Raw genomic sequence first — 19369 nt, 5'->3', positions numbered from 1 at the left:
ATGAAACATTTCCTGACTCTGAAAGACCTGACTCCGGCGGAACTGAAACTGCTGATTCAACGTGCTGGAGAACTAAAGAAACTGCACAAACACGGGGACATTTACCAGCCACTGAAAGGCAAAGTGCTGGCGATGATTTTTGAGAAATCCTCAACTCGTACCCGGGTTTCTTTCGAGTCGGCGATGATTCAGTTTGGTGGTGGCTCGATTTTTCTGTCACCGGACGACACGCAACTGGGGCGCGGAGAGCCGCTGGAAGACTCAGCCAGAGTCATTTCCAGTATGGTGGATGCGGTGATGATTCGCACTTTTGCCCATAGTAAAATTGAAACTTTTGCCAAATACTCCTCAGTGCCGGTGATTAATGCCCTGACTGATGAGTATCACCCTTGTCAGTTACTGGCAGATATGCAGACTTACCAGGAGCACCGGGGTGATATCAAGGGTAAGAAAGTTGTCTGGATCGGTGATGGCAATAATATGTGCCACTCCTACATCAATGCAGCTGAACAGTTCGGCTTTACGCTGAATATTGCGACACCTGAAGGTTACGAACCGGATTCGGCCATTGTTGAAGCCAGCAAAGCCGATGTGCAGTTGTTCAATGATCCCAAAGCGGCAGCAGAGGGTGTTGATCTGGTTGTCACCGATGTCTGGGCGAGCATGGGACAGGAAGAAGAGCAGCGCAAACGTGAACAGGCTTTTGCCGGCTTTCAGGTTAACGAGACTATCATGGCGCTGGCGAATACAGACGCCTTATTTATGCATTGTCTGCCGGCTCATCGCGGTGAAGAAGTCAGCGCTGAAGTGATCGATGGACCGCAGAGTGTGGTTTGGGACGAGGCCGAAAACCGACTGCATGCACAGAAGGCCCTGCTGGAATTCCTAATCGGCGAGTAAGTCAGCCTCAAGCTGTTGCAGGCGCTCAACCGTGCCGATATCTGACCACTGGCCATGATAGTGCTGACCTGAAACTTGCTGTCGGGTAATGGCTTGATCAAATAAGGGTTTGAGTGGACGTTTTTCGTTCTTCAGACCGGCAAACATCTCTGGACGATAAATGCCTATGCCACTGAATGTGGCCTTATCAGCATTGTTGACCTGTACGTTACCTGTCTTATCCAGAGCAAAATCACCCTCCGGATTATGCGGTGGATTATCAACCAGTACCAGATGACAGAGTTTGTCAGCATCCAGCTGAAAACCTGCCAGTTGCCCAAAATCAAAATCAGTCCAGATATCGCCATTCACCACCAGAAATGGTTCGTCACCCAGCAAGGGCAGGGCATTAATAATTCCGCCCGCTGTCTCCAGTCCGCCTTCGAGTTCCGGTGAGTAACGGATTCTGGCACCATAATCCTGACCGTCACCCAGTGTTGTCGGAAATTGTTCGCCAAGATGGGCGTAGTTAATAATCAGATCATCGAACCCGGCTTTGACCAGTCCTTCAATCAGATACTCAATCAGCCGCCTGGGACCTGCTTTAATCAGCGGTTTCGGGGTGGTATCAGTCAGCGGACGCAGCCTTTCACCGCGACCGGCCGCGAGGATCATTGCTTTCATAAGATGGCCATGATTTTTGGGGATTGGGTTAAAAACTGATGCAGTGAAGCGAGTGCCGGATAACGCGCGGTTACCTGCAACACGTATTTCAGTGTCAGTGGCAAATCCTTCATATAACCGGATTTACCATCACGGTAATTAAGGCGGCAGAAAATGCCCAGGACCTTGAGATGACGTTGTAGTCCCATCAGATCAAACCAGCGGACAAAAGCTGACCTGTCAATTCCGGTCATCAATTGTTGATTCTGCGCCTGCTGATAATAATAATCGAGCCATTGCTCGATCTTGGTTTGTGGCCACTCGACGTAACAATCGCGTAGCAAGGACACCAGATCGTAAGTAGCAGGTCCAATCACCGCGTCCTGAAAGTCGATAACACCGACTTCATTATCCGGTCCCAGCATCAGATTTCGACTATGGTAGTCGCGATGGACAAAAAATTGTGGTTGGCTATTGGCGTTGTCTAGCAGAAGCTCAAATATCGAATCCAGATCCGATGGAACAGCGAGGGATAAATGTCGCTCCAGAAACCAGTCAGGAAACAGGCGCATTTCGCTCAGTAATTTTTCATCGTCATAAGCGGGCAGCTCGATCTCAGAAACCGGCGCCAATTGCATTTTGATGATTTCATCAATCGCTGCCTGGTAGAGTCGATCGGCGGAATCCTGATTGAGTGCTGACAAATAAGAGGTCGTGCCCAGATCACTGAGCAGCAGAAATCCCAGTTCAACATTTCTCGCATAGATATGAGGTACATGTGTGCCTGAGCCAGCCAGGAATTCGGCGACGCGCACAAAAGCCTCGATATCTTCATGTTCAGGGGGGGCATCCATCACGATCCGACTCTGGCCATGCTGATAGACGCGGAAGTAGCGGCGGAAACTGGCGTCGCTGGAAGCCACTTTCAGCTCGAAGTCGCGGTCGGGTAGTATCGCCGTCAGCCATTCATTGACCTGCCGAAGACGCGGATCAGAGTCTAAATCAATCTTCATGTTTTCGTTGGAATTGTTCTATATCACGCTGATTTTAATAAATTATTGTTTCTACGTTGAGGACTGTCTCAAGCGCTGTAACTGACCCGGCTGCTGAATCAGAATTGTTCATGTATCATCAGGGAATTATTTCCCGCATTGCCTGTCAATGATGCGAGGTAATAGCGTACTAAACCATAAGTAATATCGGAGTAGCAATGAACAAATTCTTATTTTCCGCCGCCTTGCTGACAGCTTCCAGTATGGCCCTGGCTCAGGATTACGTCACTCCCGGTGACCTATCTGAGCAGGCATCTGACAAAATGTACAGCATCCTGACTCAGTACAATAGCTGCATGATGCAGACCCGACTGCAATCATTGCCTGAAATCGAAAGCGGTCAGGCTGCCGCCGATCAGATCATGCAGAACTGTGAAACCCACCTCGATGCCCTCAAAGCACATTTGACCGACAATCAGGTTGAACCTGCGCTGGTTGAGGGTATGGCAAAAACCATGCGGACCCGAGCTGCCCGTCAGTTAATGACCAAAACCATGAATAACCTGGCAGCTCAAGCCCAAGCAGCCAGTAATGCTGAGAAAATAAAACAGGACGCAGAGGCAGAATCGGCCGAATAACGCTAGTGATTCAGTTGCAGTACATCAATGTCCTCGTGCTGCAGCATCTGAATCAGACGTATCAACGGTAATCCTATCAGTGTGTTGGGATCCTCCCCATCCAGTTTTGAAAACAGGCTGATGCCAAAGCCTTCAGACTTGAAACTGCCGGCACACTGATAGGGTTGTTCTTTTTTCAGATAGAAGTCAATCTGGTTGTCTGTCAAAGTTCTGAAGTGAACGCTGAAAGGTTCTACTGATGACTGAATATGGCCATTCTTTGCATTCAGTAACGCAAGGCCGGTCAGGAATGTGACTTTTCGCCCGGAAGCGCTTTTCAGCTGAGCCATCGCATTCTGATGGTTGCCGGGTTTTCCCAGAATATCATCATCAATCACTGCGACCTGATCAGACCCGATGATCAGTGCTTCCGGATGTGTACGTGCAATCTCACGGGCTTTGCTTTCTGCCAGCCTCTGTACCAGTGTTGCTGGTGATTCATCCGATTGCGGCGTTTCATCAATATCAGGTGAAACCTGAATAAAAGTCAGACCAAGTTTGTTCAGAAGCTCAGCCCGGAACGGCGAGCTTGAACCCAGGATAAGTTGTTGCATGCTTTAATAGCCTTCAGGTAATTACAGTGGGCGCGGTGCGTCCGGTCAGATCACGAATCATGGCTAATGATTCCGCGAGTTCAATCAAATCGGCCAGAGCCTGCTGAGTGTCCAGCCGTTGTTTACTCTGATCAGCCTGATAAGACTCGATATAGACTCTTAAGGTAGCCCCTTCAGTCCCCGTGCCGGATAAGCGATAAATAATGCGATCGCCGCCTTCAAACCCGACTCGAATGCCTTGTTTGTCAGCAACACTATTATCAACCGGGTCACGATAGCTGAAGTTATCAGCATATTCGACCGTTCGGCCATCAATCTGTCTGCCGGGCAAATCTGCCAACTGTTGTTCCAGATGCAGCATCAAAGCTTCGGCCTGCTCGCTGGGGATCGATTCGTAATCATGACGGGTGTAGTAATTGCGACCAAATTCCTGCCAATGGCGATTGACAACTTCAGCGACGGGGATGGCACGGGCTGCCAGAATATTGAGCCAGAACAGCACTGCCCAAAGGCCGTCTTTTTCCCTGATATGGTTGGAACCGGTGCCGAAGCTTTCTTCCCCGCAGAGGGTGGCACGATCAGCATCCAGCAGATTACCGAAAAATTTCCAGCCGGTGGGCGTTTCGTGTGATTCAATGCCAAGCTTCTCAGCGACTCTGTCTACTGCCTGACTGGTTGGCATTGAGCGGGCTACGCCCTTGAGTCCAGCTTTATAGGCGGGTACGAGAGACGCGTTGGCGGCCAGAATGGCGAGACTGTCAGACGGCGTGACAAAGATGTTGTCACCCAGAATCATATTCCTGTCGCCGTCACCGTCGGAGGCAGCGCCGAAATCAGGTGCATTATCCGAAAACATCTCGGTAACCAGTTCTTCAGCATAAGTCAGATTGGGATCCGGGTGGCCTTCGCCGAAATCAGGCAGTGGTATACCGTTGATCACCGTACCTTTCGGTGCGCCCAGGCGATTTTCCAGTATTTCCGTCGCGTATGGCCCGGTGACGGCATGCATGGCGTCAAAGCGCATTTTAAAGTTGCCGCCGGTCAGTAAGTCATGGATGGCATCAAAATCAAACAGGCTGGCCATCAGTTCGGCGTAATCCGAGACCGAATCGATCACTTCAACCGTCATGCCATCCAGTGTCTGGGTGCCAATCTCAGTCAAGTTGATGTCAGCGCAATCACTGATTCGATATTCGCTGATATGGCGGCTGTGATTGAAAATCGCCCCGGTGATGGACTCCGGCGCCGGACCGCCGTTAGCGGTGTTAAACTTGATACCGAAATCACCATTCACACCGGCCGGGTTATGGCTTGCGGAGAGAATGATGCCGCCGAATGCCTGATATTTGCGAATAACACAGGAAGCGGCCGGGGTAGAGAGGATGCCGTTCTGCCCCACCCAGACATGACTGAAACCATTGGCTGCCGCCATTTTCAGAATAATTTGGATGGCGGTCTGGTTGTAATAACGGCCATCCCCGCCAACGACCAGCGTCTGCCCCTGACAGTCTGTCAGTGAATCAAAAGTCGATTGGACGAAGTTCTCCAGGTAGTGGGCTTGCTGAAAGGTTTTAACTTTTTTACGTAGACCGGATGTGCCGGGTTTCTGGTCATCGAAAGGGGCGGTTCTCACCGTCGTAAAGGCCATAAATCATTCCTGGTTGAATTCGAGCATCATTGCGGGTTTGTTGTTAGACTCAGCCTAACTTTTCGATTAACTATACTGACTCCATGAATAAGCCTCAACAGATTGATAGAGCGCGTTTGTTGCGCCTTGCTACCTACGCTTCTGTGGCGACCGCGGTGACGCTGATCCTGGCCAAACTGGTCGCCTGGTTTATCAGTGATTCGGTCAGTATTCTCGCCACACTGGTCGATTCCAGCCTGGATGTACTGGCTTCCATTGTGAATCTCATCGCTGTCCATCACGCGCTGCAACCGGCTGACCGCGAGCATCGTTTCGGGCATGGTAAGGCTGAAGCCCTGGCGGGGCTTGGACAATCGATGTTCATTGCCGGCTCAGCCGGTATTCTGCTGCTGCAGGGCATCAGTCGGCTGATCAATCCGCAACCGCTCGAAAAAGGGCTGCAACTCGGACTTGGTGTCATGCTCTTGTCTATTGTGGCGACACTGGCTTTAATTAGTTTTCAACGTTATGTGATTAGACGCACGGACTCAACAGCGATAAAAGCGGATGCTCTGCATTACAAAACGGACCTGCTGGTCAACGCCAGCGTCATTGTGGCATTGCTGCTGACCTATTATGGTTGGGATTTTGTCGATCCCCTGTTTGCCATCGGCATCGCTTTGTTTATTTTGTACAGCGCCTGGCAGATCGTTCGCGAGGCGGTGAACCTGCTAATGGATCATGAGTTGCCGGATGAGGACAGACAGAAAATAGGCGCACTGATTACCCAGCATCCTGATGCGATTGGTTTTCATGATCTGAGAACCCGTCAGTCTGGCAATACAGTGTTTGTCCAGCTTCATCTGGAACTCAATGAAAATCTCTCACTGAGACAGGCGCATTCCATAGCGGATGAACTGGAGAAAAAAGTAGCGGAATTGTTTGATGATGCAGAGGTCATCATTCACGAAGATCCAGTGACACACATGCCCCCCGGTCTGCAAGCAGGAAATAACGCACAAAGTGAAAGCAATCTCGTATAATTCCGCCTCGTAAAATCGAAGGGGACACAGTTATCTTTAAGTCAGACTCAACCATGCTACTGCTGTGCATTGCAGTGCTAGCGTTATTAGCTTTGTTCGCTTCTCTTGTCCGTCGCCGTCTGAATCAAACCCGTAAAGCGCGCCATCTCGACAAAATCCTGCGCAGATATAAGCTGGATGAAGTCCGGTCTATCGTGATCCCTGATGGAATTGGTGGTTTGATGGAGCTGGATCGACTGATTCTGACCGACAGAGGTCTGCTGATTATAGAAACCTATCCGATGAATGGGCACCTTTTCGGTGCTGAACAAATTGATCAGTGGACTCAAATCATAGACGGGCGCAGTTTCAAGTTTGCCAACCCGCTGCACCACATTCAGAATGCGAAGTATGCACTTCAACCATTGGCACCGAAAATTCCTATTTTCTATCGCGTGATATTTACTGGACACTGTGACTTTCCCAAAGGTAAACCAGACAATGTTTCGACAGTGCAAAGCCTGGAGCAGGACTTGCAAGCGATTCTGGAAGCGCCCAAGATGTCAGGAGGCAGTGTCAATGTATGGGAAAGAATTTTACGTATTGGCCGAAAAAACGGTCAGGTAGATTGAGAGAAACGTGATCCTGATGGAAACTAAACCGCTAGTTGTGGCAATTTCATCCCGAGCTTTGTTTGATCTCGACGAAAGCCATCGCATATTCGAAGAGCAGGGTACTGAAGCCTATTGTCGGCATCAGATTGAAAATGAGGATGTGCCTTTGGCACCGGGTGGCGCCTTCAATCTTGCTCGTAAATTGCTGGCATTAAATGATAATAATCCCAAGACGCCCAAGGTGGAAATCATTCTCTTGTCTCGTAACAGCGCTGACACCGGCCTTCGGGTATTCAACTCGATCCAGCATCACGAGTTATCGATTATCCGTGCTGTGTTTACTTCAGGCAGCAGTCCTTACCGCTATGTGGCACCGTTTGGTGCCAACCTGTTTCTCTCTACCAGTCCGGAAGATGTAGCTATGGCGCTGGAGGCCGGTATCGCTGCCGCCACGATTCTGCCTTCCAATGTGGGCAATAACCCCGAATCGGAAGAACTGCGTATTGCATTCGATGGCGATGCGGTGGTGTTTTCTGATGACTCTGAAAAGATTTACAAAGAAAAAGGATTGGAAGCCTTTACTGAAAATGAAACGCAAACAGCCAGAGAGCCTTTACCGGGTGGCCCCTTCAAAGATTTCCTGATGGCGCTGAACCGTATTCAGACAGAATATCCGGAGAATGATGCCCCTATCCGTACTGCTCTGGTCACTGCACGTTCAGCACCGGCGCATGAGCGTGTGATCAGAACCCTGCGAGCCTGGGATATTCGTATCGACGAAGCGATATTCCTGGGTGGTAAGGCCAAGGGACCGTTCCTGAAGGCTTTCGGTGCGGATATTTTCTTTGATGATCAGGAACAGCATTGCCATTCGGCCAAGGAGCATGTTGCCACCGGGCATGTTCCTCATGGCATTGCCAATAAAAAAACCATTGTTGAGCAGGACTGAGATTGGTCGTTCAGAGAAGTCGGGCTGTCCAAAACTGGATTAAACAGCTCAGTGAAAAAGATATGCCGGTGTTTTCCGGTACCGTGGCCGAAGTCAGTGCCGTATTAAACAGTGAGGATACATCGGCATCAGATGTGGCTAATGTCGTGTTGCGTGATGCTTCACTGACTGGCCGGGTCCTCAAAGTCGTCAATAGTTTTCATTTCAACCCCACCAACCAGACTATTAATACTGTTTCCCGGGCTGTGATGGTTATGGGGTTTGAACAGGTACGCGCGCTGACATTCTCGATGGTACTGGTGGATAGCCTGAACCGGGGACATCAGCGACAAAAACTCATTACCGAAATGGCCGGCGCTTTTCATGCTGCCGCCCAGGCGCAGGAGTTTGCCAAAATTAGCCATGCCGGTGATCCCGAGGATCTGTTTGTTGCAACATTGTTGTCACGGCTGGGAAATATGGCTTTCTGGGCCTTTGCCGGCAAGCAGGCAGATGAATTGCTTTCTCTGCTGGAGGAGGGAATCCAAGAAGCGGAGGCGGAGAAGGTCGTACTCGGTTTTGAGCTTGTTGAGCTGACTAAGGCATTGAGTCATGAATGGCATCTTGGTGATGTGGTCAGTGATTATCTTTATAAAAGGCTGGAAGCTAACAAAGCAGCCTGTATTAATGCCGGTCTTAGTCTTGCTGATGCCGCCAGAGCAGGCTGGGATAGCACTGAAGCCGAACTGAAAATTCATGAACTGGCAGATCATTTTGATGTGGAAGTTGCCGAGTTACGCAGACATGTCTTTGAGAACGCCCGTCAAGCCAGGGAAGTCACCGAGTTGTATGGTAGCAAAACAGCCAGTGAAGCTATCCCTGTGCCGGTGACTGAGGAGGATTCAGAGAAGGCTGAAATGCAGGACGATTCGATAATCGCTGCCAGCTACCCAGAGCCAGACATTCATTATCAAATGACCGTGATGCAGGAGATTTCAGCGACGATTCAGGAGCGGCCCAAGATTGGCATTATTCTGGAAATGGTGCTTGAAGGTATTTATCGCGGTGTGGGGACGGACAGAGCAATATTTATGATGCTCAATCCTGAGAGAAGCCACCTCAGTTGTAAATATCTGTTTGCCGATGATGCTGAGTTGTTGAGAGAGAAACTGCTGATTGATGTCAGACGCCCTGAAAATGTCTTTCATCAGATCATCGAGACGCAGAAGCCGCGTCTACTGCCCGGGGATCCAGCGCAATTAGGGGGCACCTTGTCCAAAGACACGCTAAAGCTGCTTGGCAAGCCACCCTACATGGTGATGCCGGCAATAGTGAAAAATAAAGTCATCGGCCTCTTCATTGCTGATAGAAACGCCAGCGGCCGCTTACTAACGGAGACGGACTTTCTGGCATTTCAACAATTCTGTCAGCAGGCGAATATGGGCTTAACCATTTTGGCCATGCAAGGGTAGTTTTATCCCGGCCGACTAGCTATAATGTCGGACTTCTTCAGGCGGACTACACCGCCTGATAACCAGATTTTGCGAGAGTGGCGGAATTGGTAGACGCGCTGGATTTAGGTTCCAGTAGGGTAACCTGTGAGAGTTCGAGTCTCTCCTCTCGTACCAAATAACAATGAGGCAGATGGTGTCACACCATTCATGCCTTCACCCCATGTTTGAGGTAGATAATGCAAGTTACTGTAGAAAATGTGAGCGAACTCGGTCGCCGAATGACGGTGACAGTCGAAGATGCCAATATCGAAAAAGCAGTACAGGAGCGTCTCAAGTCAATCCGACCTAATGTCAAAATGGCTGGCTTCCGCCCTGGTAAAGTGCCCATGAATATGGTGGCACGTACTCACGGTCCTGCTGCCAGACGCGATGTCATCGACTCACTGGTGCAGGAAAGCATGCGCGAAGCCTTTACTCAGGAAAACATCAACCCGGCTGGCCCGCCGCACATCGACAGCATGGACGAGGAAGGCGAGAAGTTCATCTATACCCTCAATTACGAAGTGTTTCCGGAAGTCAGCGATGTCAAACTGGATGACATCACACTGGAAAAAACCGTTGCTGAAGTCACCGACGAAGACGTCGACAAAATGATCGAAACCCTGCGTGAACAACGCATGACTTGGGATCCGCTGAAACGTGGAGCCAAGGAAGGTGACGGCGTTACTATCGACTTCGTTGGTACCATCGACGGTGAAGAATTCCAGGGCGGTAAAGGTAAAGACGTTCTGATTGAACTGGGTGAAGGCAGAATGTTGCCGGAGTTCGAAGAACAACTGATTGGTAAAAAAGCGGATCAGGAAGTCGAAGTCACTCTGACTTTCCCGGAAGATTACCGTGCAGAACAGCTGCAGGGCAAAACTGCCAAGTTTGATGTTACTGTCAAACAGGTAGCCAAGAAAAAGCTGCCCAAGCTGGATAAAGAATTCGCCGCCATGTGTGGTGTGGAAGAGGGCATTGCCGCATTGAAGAAAGAAGTTCGTGCCAACATGGAACGCGAACTGACTTCGGCGCTCAAAACTCTCAACAAACGCCGAGCTATGGACATGATCGCGCAGAAAAACGAACTGGCGCTGCCAGAAGCACCGGTAGAGCGTGAAGCCCAGTATCTGGCGGAGCAGGCCAAAAATAACCTTCGTAATCAGGGCGTTAACGTAGAAGGCATTCCTTTCGACCTGGAAAACTTCAAACCCAATGCTCAAAATCGCGTCAAGCTGAGCCTGTTGATCGGTAAGATCATCTCAGACAATGAAATCAAGCCTGACGAGGAACGTGTCAAGCAGGCTATTGATAACATTGCAGCCAGCTACGAAGACCCGGAAGAAGTGGTTAACTACTACATGAACAATCAGGAAAGATTGTCAGAAATTCAGATGACCGTGGTTGAAGACATGGTTGTTGAATGGATTTTCGACCATGTTAAAGTAGAAGAGAGTACATCAACATTCTCAGACGTCGTTAACGCTGTATCCAACTAATTGACGACGCTTAACATGAATGCAGCCCGTGCTCATCTTGAATGGGCACGGGCTGATTTTTTATTAGGATCCGGAAAATAGGACGGTTATGACAAACAAATTCTCTAACGAAGAATTCCCAGGTATTCAAAACGCACTGGTCCCCATCGTTGTAGAGCAGACAGCTCGGGGTGAACGTTCTTACGACATCTATTCACGCCTGCTGAAAGAGCGCGTGATTTTCCTGGTAGGGCCAGTTGAAGATCAAATGGCCAATCTGGTTGTTGCCCAGTTACTGTTCCTGGAATCTGAGAATCCGGACAAAGATATTCATCTATACATCAACTCACCGGGCGGCGCCGTCACAGCCGGCATGGCGATTTACGACACCATGCAGTTCATCAAGCCCAACGTCAGCACACTCTGTATTGGCCAGGCGGCCAGTATGGGCGCTGTATTGCTGGCTGGCGGTGCACAGGGCAAACGTTACTGCCTCCCTAATTCCAGAATCATGGTGCATCAACCGCTGGGCGGCTTCCAGGGTCAGGCCTCGGATATCGATATACATGCCAAGGAAATCCTCAGTATCCGTGAACGTCTGAATGGAATTTTGGCTCATCACACTGGTCAAGATATTGAGACAATCCGCCGCGATACGGATCGTGATAACTTCATGAATGGCGATAGAGCGGTTGAATATGGTTTAATTGATTCTGTACTGACTAACCGTCCTGCAGAAACGGCATAAACCGCCGATAATGATTATAGATTTGATGAGTAAGGTAGTAAGGCTATGAGCGACGACAAGAACAACGACGACAAATTACTCTACTGCTCTTTTTGCGGTAAAAGTCAGCATGAAGTTAAAAAACTGATTGCGGGTCCGTCAGTGTTTGTATGCGATGAGTGCGTCGACCTGTGCAACGACATTATTCGCGAAGAAATGCAGGAAATGTCTGCGGATGAAGCCGAGACCAAACTGCCAACGCCTCGTGAGATTAATACCGCACTCGACAATTACGTGATCGGTCAGGAAAAAGCCAAGCGCTACCTGTCGGTGGCAGTCTACAACCACTACAAACGACTTCGCAGTGGCCACAAAGAAGACGATGTGGAACTGTCTAAAAGTAATATTCTGCTGATTGGGCCCACCGGTAGCGGTAAAACGCTGCTCGCAGAAACCCTGGCTCGCCAGCTGAATGTGCCGTTTACCATGGCTGATGCCACCACACTGACTGAAGCAGGTTATGTCGGGGAAGACGTCGAAAACATCATTCAGAAACTGTTGCAGAAGTGCGACTACGACGTTGATAAAGCCGAGACCGGTATTGTATACATTGACGAAATCGATAAGATCTCGCGCAAATCGGATAATCCCTCAATCACCCGTGATGTCAGCGGTGAAGGTGTGCAGCAGGCCCTGCTGAAACTGATTGAAGGTACCATTGCGTCTGTCCCGCCCCAGGGTGGCCGCAAACATCCGCAGCAGGAATTTCTCCAGGTTGATACCAGCAAGATCCTGTTTATTTGCGGTGGTGCCTTTGCTGGACTGGATAAAGTCATCCGTAATCGTACTCATAAGGGCGGCATCGGTTTCTCTGCTGAAGTTAAAAGCCTAGATGATCAACGCCCACTCAGCGAAGCGCTTCGCTCTGTCGAACCGGAAGACCTGATTCAATACGGTCTGATTCCAGAGTTTGTTGGTCGTCTGCCAGTGGTAGCGACGCTGGACGAACTGGATGAGGATGCCTTGATTCAGATTCTGACTGAACCGAAGAACGCCCTGACCAAACAGTACAGTCGCCTGTTCGAAATGGAAGGTGCCGAACTCGAGTTCCGTGATGATGCACTCCATGCTATTGCACGCAAGGCAATGGAACGCAAAACCGGTGCACGTGGCTTACGTTCCATCATCGAAAATGTGCTACTCGATACCATGTTCGACCTGCCTTCATTGGAAAATGTCTCAAAAGTGGTTATCGATGAGAGCGTGATCGCTGGCGAAAATTCACCGATCCTGATCTACGAAGATCAGAGTGCGGACATGGCGTCTGGTGACAAATAAGCGTCTGTAAACATTCGCGGCATCGTCCTCAGGGGCTGTTGACACCCATCTGGCCTGACCTCCATTCAATTGTTCGTCAGGCCGGAGTGGGGCATGTTCTATCATTTCATCACATCACCCGCATCAGTCATTTAAAGTGCTTATGCTGATTTAACGCTTTTGGATTAAGGGCTTGAAACGACAGCTTCACTGGCTGTTACCAAAGATACCAATCACCACTCATATAATTTGAGTAATTAATCCAATTGAATGCTTGATATCCTGATGCCTGTCCCCATATTGAAATCATGTTTGATTTAAGTGCCGCGAGCGCTCTTAAGAGGTTCCCCAATGGAAAATGAAGTAAAAACCACTCCCAACGATAACGGCATGCAGGTTGTGCCTGTCCTGCCGCTACGTGACGTTGTTGTCTATCCTTACATGGTCATACCGCTGTTTGTCGGACGGGATAAATCCATCAAGGCGCTGGAAGTGGCTACCGATGAAAACAAGCAGGTTTTGCTGCTTGCTCAGAAAGACTCTTCTGAAGATGCACCGGAATCAGAAGGTCTCTACGAAACGGGAACACTGGCTAATATCCTGCAGTTACTGAAACTGCCTGATGGCACAGTCAAGGTGCTGGTTGAAGGTACCCAGCGCGCCAAAGTGGCCTATTTCAGTAAAAAAACTGAATACATGGAAGCAGAAGTCGCGGCTTTCCCCGATGACGTCACAGACGATCGTGAATCCGATGTTTTAATGCGAACCTTGATGGGACAGTTTGAACAATACGTCAAACTCAACAAGAAGATCCCGCCTGAAGTGATTGCCTCACTGTCCAGTATCGATGAAGTCTCACGGATGGCTGACACGGTTGCAGCGCACATGAGCCTTAAGCTTGAGGACAAACAGAATCTGCTGGAAATGAGCGATGTTAAAGCGCGCGTTGAACGTCTGATGGCCTTTCTCGAAGGCGAAATTGATATTCAGCAAATTGAAAAACGCATCCGGAATCGCGTCAAGAAACAAATGGAGAAAAGCCAGCGCGAATATTACCTGAACGAGCAACTGAAAGCGGTTCAGAAAGAGCTGGGTGAAATTGATGAAACGGCCAATGAGGCTGATGAGCTGGAAGCCCGTATCAACAAAGCAGGGATGCCTGCTGAAGCACTTGAAAAGGCTGAGTCTGAGCTCAAAAAACTGCGCATGATGTCGCCGATGTCAGCTGAAGCGACCGTCGTTCGTAACTACATCGAATCACTACTGGAAGTGCCCTGGAAAAAACGCTCGCGGGTTACCCTGGACCTGGATCGTGCAGAGAAAGTACTGGAAGAGGATCACTACGGTCTGGAAAAGGTCAAAGAGCGTATTCTCGAATACCTCGCTGTGCAGAAACGCGTCAAGAAGTTGAAAGGGCCGATTCTGTGTCTGGTTGGCCCTCCAGGTGTAGGTAAAACTTCGATCGCTCAATCCATTGCCCGCGCGACAAACCGCAAATACACACGTATGGCCCTGGGTGGCGTTCGTGATGAGGCTGAAATTCGTGGCCACCGTCGCACTTATATCGGTTCCATGCCGGGTAAAGTCATTCAGAATATCTGCAAAACCGAGGTTAAAAACCCGCTGTTCCTGCTCGATGAAATCGACAAGATGGCACAGGATTTCCGTGGTGACCCTGCCTCTGCGTTACTCGAGGTACTGGATCCGGAGCAGAACTCGACCTTTGCTGATCACTACCTGGAAGTTGAATATGACCTCTCGGATGTGATGTTTGTCTGCACCGCGAACACCCTCAACATCCCGGATGCACTGCGCGACCGGATGGAAATTATCCGTCTTGCCGGTTACACCGAAGATGAAAAACTGAACATCGCGGTCAAGTACCTGTTACCCAAAGCCATCAAACAGAATGGTCTGAAAAAAGTCGAAGTGGAAATCACGGAAGAGGCCATTCTGGAAATTATCCGTCGTTACACCCGTGAAGCGGGTGTACGTAGCCTGGAGCGTGAAATCTCCAAGATCTGCCGTAAGCTCGTCAAGCAGATCCTGCAGGAGAAGAGCAAGAAGAAACTGGTGGTTACCGCCAAAAACATCGAAGACTACCTCGGCGTTTATCACTATCAGTACGGGGTTGCTGAAGACAATGACCGAATTGGTCAGGTCACCGGTCTGGCCTGGACTGAAGTTGGCGGTGAGTTGCTGACCATTGAGTCCGCAGTGATGCCGGGTAAAGGCAAATCCGCCTACACCGGGAAACTGGGTGATGTCATGCAGGAGTCGATTCAGGCTGCCACTACCGTCGTGCGTTCACGCTCAACCGAGTGGGGTATCAGTGAAGACTTTCTGCAAACGCACGATCTTCACGTTCACGTTCCGGAGGGCGCGACACCCAAAGATGGTCCGAGTGCCGGTATTGGCATGTGTACGGCACTGGTGTCAGCAATTACTGGCATACCGGTCAAATCCAATGTGGCGATGACCGGTGAAATCACCCTGCGTGGAGAAGTGCTTGCCATAGGGGGGCTGAAGGAAAAACTACTGGCAGCCCATCGTGGCGGCATCGATACGGTACTGATTCCGCAGGATAATGTGAAAGACCTGAAGGAAATTCCGGATAACGTGAAACAGGGCCTCACCATTCTTCCTGTTCGCTGGATCAATGAAGTACTGGAAGTGGCCTTACAGCATATGCCTCACGGTACTGAGAGCAGTGGTGAAGCCGAAGGTGTTATTGCCAGTGATAAAACCAGTTATCATGAGGTAAACTCTCCTCAGAAAAGACACTGATAACTCCGGGAGCAGGTGATGACACTGATTCAGCAACAACGCTTATTGGGCGCGGTATTACTGGTTTGCCTGATCGGTGTCATTGCCTGGTTTTTATTGGATACGGTTGAAAAGAACCAACCGGAACAGCCTCAGGAAGAGCCGATTGCCTTTGACTCGGTGATAGAACCGATTCCGGATGATGTCGAAGTGATAGAGCCAACGGAAGAAGCACTGGTTGACCCACAGGGGTTATCTGAGCCTGCATCCTTGACCGATTCGCAGGATGCCTCAGCTGCTGCACCGCAAGCAACGTCACCGCAAAGCTCGACACCAGCGCCGGAACCAGAGCAAAAAGCGGAGACAAAACCAGCACCGGCGCCTGAGCCGGAAGTTGAAGCGAAGCCTGAACCCGTCAAAGCTACTCAAGACAATCGGCCTGCCGCAACAAGCACGGCAGAGCCACAGTGGGTATTGCAGCTGGCCAGCTTCTCTGTCCGAGACAATGCCGATGCGCTATCGACTCAACTCAAGCAAATGGGTTACGACCCGATGATTGAGACGATTTCCAATGCAGGCACACTGATATACCGTGTCAGACTTCAACCGGTCACCGACCGAATCAAGCTACAGCAAACCGCTGAAAGACTTAGCGATAAACTCAAACTCAATGCCCAGATTCTGCAACATAACCCTTGATTTGTGGTCATAGTTGTCTCTGCAATATAACTGTAAAAATGGCTGGGTTGTTGCCGGCCAATCTGTTAGAATTCGCACTTTAAAACGCAGGGTATTGCGGAGTGTATATGGTTTGGGTTGATTACCTGATTATCGGGATCATCGCCATCTCGGCCGGTATCAGTATCGTCCGTGGGTTTATGAAAGAGGTGCTCTCGCTAATCAGTTGGATCCTGGCATTCTGGGTCGCCCTGATGTTTCACTCCCATTTATCAACCTTGTTGGCAAATTACATTTCCACCCCCTCAATCAGGCTCTTTCTCGCATTCTTCGTTTTATTTGCGGTCACACTGATTCTGGGCGCACTGGTTAATCATCTTATCTGTCAGGTGGTTGAAAAAACCGGCCTGACCGGCACGGATCGCTCGCTGGGCGTGGTCTTCGGCTTACTTCGAGGTCTCGCCATCGTGACAATTTTAGTTTTAGGCGCAGGCGCGACACCGATGCCTGCAGATACTTGGTGGCAGAACTCACTGCTTATCGATCACTTTGTGAAACTGGCACTCTGGGTCCGGGAGTTTTTACCGGCAGAGATTGCACAACACATCAACTACAACTAACTCCTGACAGGGCAATTTATGTGCGGAATTATTGGTATTGTTGGTCATTCTGAGGTTAACCAGGCCTTATATGATGGATTGACCGTGTTGCAGCATCGGGGGCAGGATGCCGCTGGCATCATGACCTGTGACCAGGAAGGTAAGTTTTTTCTGCGTAAGGACAATGGTCTGGTTAAAGACGTGTTTCATACCCGTCATATGATCCGGCTCAAAGGCAGAATGGGGATTGGTCATATTCGTTATCCGACCGCGGGCTGCTCCAGTTCTGCTGAGTCTCAGCCGTTTTATGTCAATTCACCTTTCGGCATTGCACTGGCGCACAATGGTAACTTGACCAATACCAAGATCCTCAAAGAAGAACTGTTCCAGACCGATCGCCGTCATCTCAACACCGATTCGGATTCGGAAGTACTGCTCAATGTCCTGGCACATGAACTGCAAACCAGCAGCAAACTCAAACCCCAGCCGGATGATGTCTTTAACGCAGTGAGAGAAGTTCACCGTCGTTGTCGTGGTGCCTATGCTGCTGTCGCGATGATCTCCGGTGTGGGGGTACTGGCATTCCGCGATCCCTATGGCATTCGTCCGGTTGTTATCGGCAAACGTGAAACAGCTAATGGCACGGAATACATGGTGGCCTCAGAGAGTGTGGCCGTGGATATTCTGGATTTTGAACTGGTGCGTGATGTCGAGCCCGGCGAATGCGTATTTATCGACACGGAAGGTAACTTTCATTCTCAGCAGTGCGCAAAGAACCCGGTCAAGTCTCCCTGTATCTTTGAATACGTCTATTTTGCCCGCCCGGATTCAATGATGGATGGGATCTCGGTGCATAAGAGTCGCATGCGTATGGGCACCAAACTCGCAGAGAAAATCAAACGTGATTATCCCGAGCACGATATTGACGTGGTGATTCCGATACCGGATACCAGTCGCAGCGCTGCCTTACAGCTTTCCTATGACCTGGGCGTGGTGTATCGCGAAGGCTTTATCAAGAATCGTTACATCGGCCGTACCTTCATCATGCCCGGCCAGACCATGCGTAAGAAGTCCGTGCGTCAGAAGCTGAATGCAATTGACCTCGAGTTCCGGGGCAAAAACGTGTTGCTGGTCGATGATTCCATAGTACGTGGCACCACTTCCCAGCAGATCGTTCAGATGGCGCGTGATGCCGGTGCTAAAAAAGTATACCTGGCTTCCGCCGCACCGCCGGTTCGTTTCCCGAATGTATACGGTATCGATATGCCTTCCTGCAATGAGTTCGTTGCACATGATCGCAATGTCGATGAGATTGCCAAAGAGCTTGGTGTGGACTGGCTGATCTACCAGGACCTGCCGGACCTCGTCGCTGCCATCAACAAGAAGAGTAACGTCGAACGCTTTGATACGTCCTGCTTTGACGGTAATTATATTACCGGTGATATTGATGCGAATTATCTGTATTACATTGATGCGCTTCGTAATGATGCCAATAAGCAGTCAAAAGAAAAGGGCAATGCCGTTATAGAATTGCACAATAACGCTTAATGCGGCATGCAGCTTGCTTTGATCTGCTTTGCTGTTTAGTCACAATTCTTATATAATCCCGTCGATTATGCGCCAGTATTTACCTGAAGAAATTGATCCGTTTCGTTTTGCCCATAATGGGCGGGAGCTGAATGGCGAGGTCGATCTGGCCGAAATGACGCGTCTGGCCGAGTCTTTGCGAAACACCGATGGCAAAGTCAAAATCTGGATGCGGTTTGATATCGATGATACCGGCACACCGTTTATGGAAGGCCGTTTTGAAACGACTTTGTCACTGACTTGTGAGCGTTGTTTGCAGGCAATGACATTACCCATGGATATTCACAGTCTGTTGGGTCTGGTTCGTCACGAAAAGCTGGCTGAAAAGCTGTCTGATCAATACGAACCCTGGGTAGTTGAAGACTCGGAACTGACTGATCCGGTATCGGTGGTTGAAGACGAACTGATTCTGGCACTGCCCCTGGTGCCAAAGCACGAGGAAAACTGTTTGCCTGAAACGGCGCTGTTTTCAGGGGACGAAGAAAGCGAGGAGGAGGCGGTTAAGCCGAATTCTCCGTTCTCAGTGCTATCGTCACTGAAAACAAAAAAATGATTTGAATTTAATTAAGGCTTAGGAGTTTTACACATGGCTGTTCAACAAAACAAAAAGAGTGCTTCACGTCGTGGCATGCGCCGTTCACACGATGCGTTGAAAGGTTCAACCTTGTCTGTCGACGCAACTACTGGTGAACTGCACCGCCGTCACCATGTATCAGCTGACGGTTACTACCGTGGTCGTAAAGTTGTTGCAGATAAGAGCGAATAAGG

At 49.8% G+C, this 19369-nt stretch carries 19 protein-coding genes and 1 tRNA gene; 16 read left to right on the top strand and 4 right to left on the bottom strand.

Annotation, left to right across the window (positions count from 1 at the left end; all coding sequences use genetic code 11):
• Positions 1-900 carry an ornithine carbamoyltransferase gene (gene argF / locus OMQ46_RS02335; protein WP_266235509.1) on the top strand — a complete coding sequence of 300 codons (900 nt, stop codon included), beginning with the start codon at positions 1-3 and terminating at the stop codon, positions 898-900.
• Here argF and murU read toward each other — a convergent pair.
• Together murU and OMQ46_RS02325 are read right to left on the bottom strand one after the other, a co-directional pair.
• Positions 886-1563, bottom strand: a complete 678-nt coding sequence (murU, locus tag OMQ46_RS02330) for an N-acetylmuramate alpha-1-phosphate uridylyltransferase MurU (protein ID WP_266235507.1) — start codon at positions 1561-1563, stop codon at positions 886-888. The genes argF and murU overlap by 15 nt on opposite strands.
• Positions 1560-2555: an aminoglycoside phosphotransferase family protein gene (locus OMQ46_RS02325; protein WP_266235506.1), complete on the bottom strand. Its 996-nt coding sequence runs from the start codon at positions 2553-2555 to the stop codon at positions 1560-1562. Before OMQ46_RS02325 ends, murU begins: the two co-directional genes overlap by 4 nt.
• A gap of 197 nt (positions 2556-2752) precedes the next feature.
• Here OMQ46_RS02325 and OMQ46_RS02320 point away from each other — a divergent pair, with 197 nt between their 5' ends.
• On the top strand, positions 2753-3172 hold the full coding sequence (locus OMQ46_RS02320) for a hypothetical protein (protein WP_266235504.1): 420 nt from the start codon (positions 2753-2755) through the stop codon (positions 3170-3172).
• A 2-nt stretch (positions 3173-3174) separates the two neighbouring features.
• Here OMQ46_RS02320 and OMQ46_RS02315 read toward each other — a convergent pair whose 3' ends face one another.
• Both OMQ46_RS02315 and OMQ46_RS02310 read right to left on the bottom strand, forming a co-directional pair.
• On the bottom strand, positions 3175-3765 hold the full coding sequence (locus tag OMQ46_RS02315) for a Maf family protein (protein WP_266235502.1): 591 nt from the start codon (positions 3763-3765) through the stop codon (positions 3175-3177).
• Between the two features lie 13 nt (positions 3766-3778).
• Positions 3779-5413 carry an alpha-D-glucose phosphate-specific phosphoglucomutase gene (locus tag OMQ46_RS02310; protein ID WP_266235501.1) on the bottom strand — a complete coding sequence of 545 codons (1635 nt, stop codon included), beginning with the start codon at positions 5411-5413 and terminating at the stop codon, positions 3779-3781.
• Between the two features lie 83 nt (positions 5414-5496).
• Between OMQ46_RS02310 and OMQ46_RS02305 the strand changes: the two genes are divergently transcribed.
• The 14 genes from OMQ46_RS02305 to rpmF all read left to right on the top strand — a co-directional run bounded on the left by OMQ46_RS02305 (position 5497) and on the right by rpmF (position 19367).
• A complete protein-coding gene (locus OMQ46_RS02305) occupies positions 5497-6435 on the top strand; it encodes a cation diffusion facilitator family transporter (RefSeq protein WP_266235499.1) in 939 nt (312 codons plus the stop codon).
• Positions 6436-6509: 74 nt separating this feature from the next.
• Positions 6510-7046: a nuclease-related domain-containing protein gene (locus OMQ46_RS02300; protein WP_266235497.1), complete on the top strand. Its 537-nt coding sequence runs from the start codon at positions 6510-6512 to the stop codon at positions 7044-7046.
• Positions 7047-7062: 16 nt separating this feature from the next.
• Complete coding sequence (locus tag OMQ46_RS02295) at positions 7063-7977, top strand: 5'-nucleotidase (RefSeq protein WP_266235495.1); 915 nt, start codon at positions 7063-7065, stop codon at positions 7975-7977.
• A 2-nt stretch (positions 7978-7979) separates the two neighbouring features.
• Positions 7980-9428: an HDOD domain-containing protein gene (locus tag OMQ46_RS02290; RefSeq protein ID WP_266235493.1), complete on the top strand. Its 1449-nt coding sequence runs from the start codon at positions 7980-7982 to the stop codon at positions 9426-9428.
• Between the two features lie 71 nt (positions 9429-9499).
• Positions 9500-9584: transfer RNA gene (locus tag OMQ46_RS02285), tRNA-Leu, on the top strand.
• A 62-nt stretch (positions 9585-9646) separates the two neighbouring features.
• Positions 9647-10948, top strand: a complete 1302-nt coding sequence (tig, locus tag OMQ46_RS02280) for a trigger factor (protein ID WP_266235492.1) — start codon at positions 9647-9649, stop codon at positions 10946-10948.
• 88 nt (positions 10949-11036) lie between these two features.
• The gene (gene clpP / locus OMQ46_RS02275; RefSeq protein ID WP_266235490.1) at positions 11037-11675 is read left to right on the top strand and encodes an ATP-dependent Clp endopeptidase proteolytic subunit ClpP; all 639 of its coding nucleotides are present in this window, start codon (positions 11037-11039) and stop codon (positions 11673-11675) included.
• Between the two features lie 45 nt (positions 11676-11720).
• Entirely contained in the window at positions 11721-12992 is a 1272-nt protein-coding gene (clpX, locus tag OMQ46_RS02270) for an ATP-dependent Clp protease ATP-binding subunit ClpX (RefSeq protein WP_266235488.1), read from the top strand.
• Positions 12993-13361: 369 nt separating this feature from the next.
• Positions 13362-15758, top strand: coding sequence for an endopeptidase La (lon, locus tag OMQ46_RS02265; protein WP_323135144.1), 2397 nt, complete (start codon positions 13362-13364; stop codon positions 15756-15758).
• Between the two features lie 18 nt (positions 15759-15776).
• Positions 15777-16436 carry an SPOR domain-containing protein gene (locus OMQ46_RS02260; RefSeq protein ID WP_266235485.1) on the top strand — a complete coding sequence of 220 codons (660 nt, stop codon included), beginning with the start codon at positions 15777-15779 and terminating at the stop codon, positions 16434-16436.
• Positions 16437-16543: 107 nt separating this feature from the next.
• Positions 16544-17035, top strand: a complete 492-nt coding sequence (locus OMQ46_RS02255; RefSeq protein ID WP_266235483.1) for a CvpA family protein — start codon at positions 16544-16546, stop codon at positions 17033-17035.
• 18 nt (positions 17036-17053) lie between these two features.
• The gene (gene purF / locus OMQ46_RS02250) at positions 17054-18562 is read left to right on the top strand and encodes an amidophosphoribosyltransferase (protein WP_266235481.1); all 1509 of its coding nucleotides are present in this window, start codon (positions 17054-17056) and stop codon (positions 18560-18562) included.
• A gap of 67 nt (positions 18563-18629) precedes the next feature.
• Positions 18630-19154: a YceD family protein gene (locus OMQ46_RS02245; protein WP_266235480.1), complete on the top strand. Its 525-nt coding sequence runs from the start codon at positions 18630-18632 to the stop codon at positions 19152-19154.
• Positions 19155-19187: 33 nt separating this feature from the next.
• On the top strand, positions 19188-19367 hold the full coding sequence (gene rpmF, locus OMQ46_RS02240; RefSeq protein WP_266235478.1) for a 50S ribosomal protein L32: 180 nt from the start codon (positions 19188-19190) through the stop codon (positions 19365-19367).
• Positions 19368-19369: the final 2 nt, after the last annotated feature.

The organism is Methylophaga sp. OBS1, from assembly GCF_026319365.1.
The sequence above is the reverse complement of the archived record's forward strand: the minus strand, read 5'-3'. Positions and strand labels throughout refer to the sequence as shown.

Excerpts from the sequence above, each read along its gene's own strand:
- lon (WP_323135144.1), top strand. The coding sequence starts at position 13,362 with ATGCAGGTTGTGCCTGTCCTGCCGCTACGTGACGTTGTTGTCTATCCT.
- OMQ46_RS02260 (WP_266235485.1), top strand. The coding sequence starts at position 15,777 with ATGACACTGATTCAGCAACAACGCTTATTGGGCGCGGTATTACTGGTT.
- argF (WP_266235509.1), top strand. The coding sequence starts at position 1 with ATGAAACATTTCCTGACTCTGAAAGACCTGACTCCGGCGGAACTGAAA.
- clpP (WP_266235490.1), top strand. The coding sequence starts at position 11,037 with ATGACAAACAAATTCTCTAACGAAGAATTCCCAGGTATTCAAAACGCA.
- OMQ46_RS02320 (WP_266235504.1), top strand. The coding sequence starts at position 2,753 with ATGAACAAATTCTTATTTTCCGCCGCCTTGCTGACAGCTTCCAGTATG.
- OMQ46_RS02310 (WP_266235501.1), bottom strand. The coding sequence starts at position 5,413 with ATGGCCTTTACGACGGTGAGAACCGCCCCTTTCGATGACCAGAAACCC.
- tig (WP_266235492.1), top strand. The coding sequence starts at position 9,647 with ATGCAAGTTACTGTAGAAAATGTGAGCGAACTCGGTCGCCGAATGACG.
- OMQ46_RS02295 (WP_266235495.1), top strand. The coding sequence starts at position 7,063 with ATGGAAACTAAACCGCTAGTTGTGGCAATTTCATCCCGAGCTTTGTTT.
- rpmF (WP_266235478.1), top strand. The coding sequence starts at position 19,188 with ATGGCTGTTCAACAAAACAAAAAGAGTGCTTCACGTCGTGGCATGCGC.
- OMQ46_RS02305 (WP_266235499.1), top strand. The coding sequence starts at position 5,497 with ATGAATAAGCCTCAACAGATTGATAGAGCGCGTTTGTTGCGCCTTGCT.
- OMQ46_RS02315 (WP_266235502.1), bottom strand. The coding sequence starts at position 3,765 with ATGCAACAACTTATCCTGGGTTCAAGCTCGCCGTTCCGGGCTGAGCTT.
- OMQ46_RS02245 (WP_266235480.1), top strand. The coding sequence starts at position 18,630 with ATGCGCCAGTATTTACCTGAAGAAATTGATCCGTTTCGTTTTGCCCAT.
- clpX (WP_266235488.1), top strand. The coding sequence starts at position 11,721 with ATGAGCGACGACAAGAACAACGACGACAAATTACTCTACTGCTCTTTT.
- OMQ46_RS02255 (WP_266235483.1), top strand. The coding sequence starts at position 16,544 with ATGGTTTGGGTTGATTACCTGATTATCGGGATCATCGCCATCTCGGCC.
- OMQ46_RS02325 (WP_266235506.1), bottom strand. The coding sequence starts at position 2,555 with ATGAAGATTGATTTAGACTCTGATCCGCGTCTTCGGCAGGTCAATGAA.
- purF (WP_266235481.1), top strand. The coding sequence starts at position 17,054 with ATGTGCGGAATTATTGGTATTGTTGGTCATTCTGAGGTTAACCAGGCC.
- murU (WP_266235507.1), bottom strand. The coding sequence starts at position 1,563 with ATGAAAGCAATGATCCTCGCGGCCGGTCGCGGTGAAAGGCTGCGTCCG.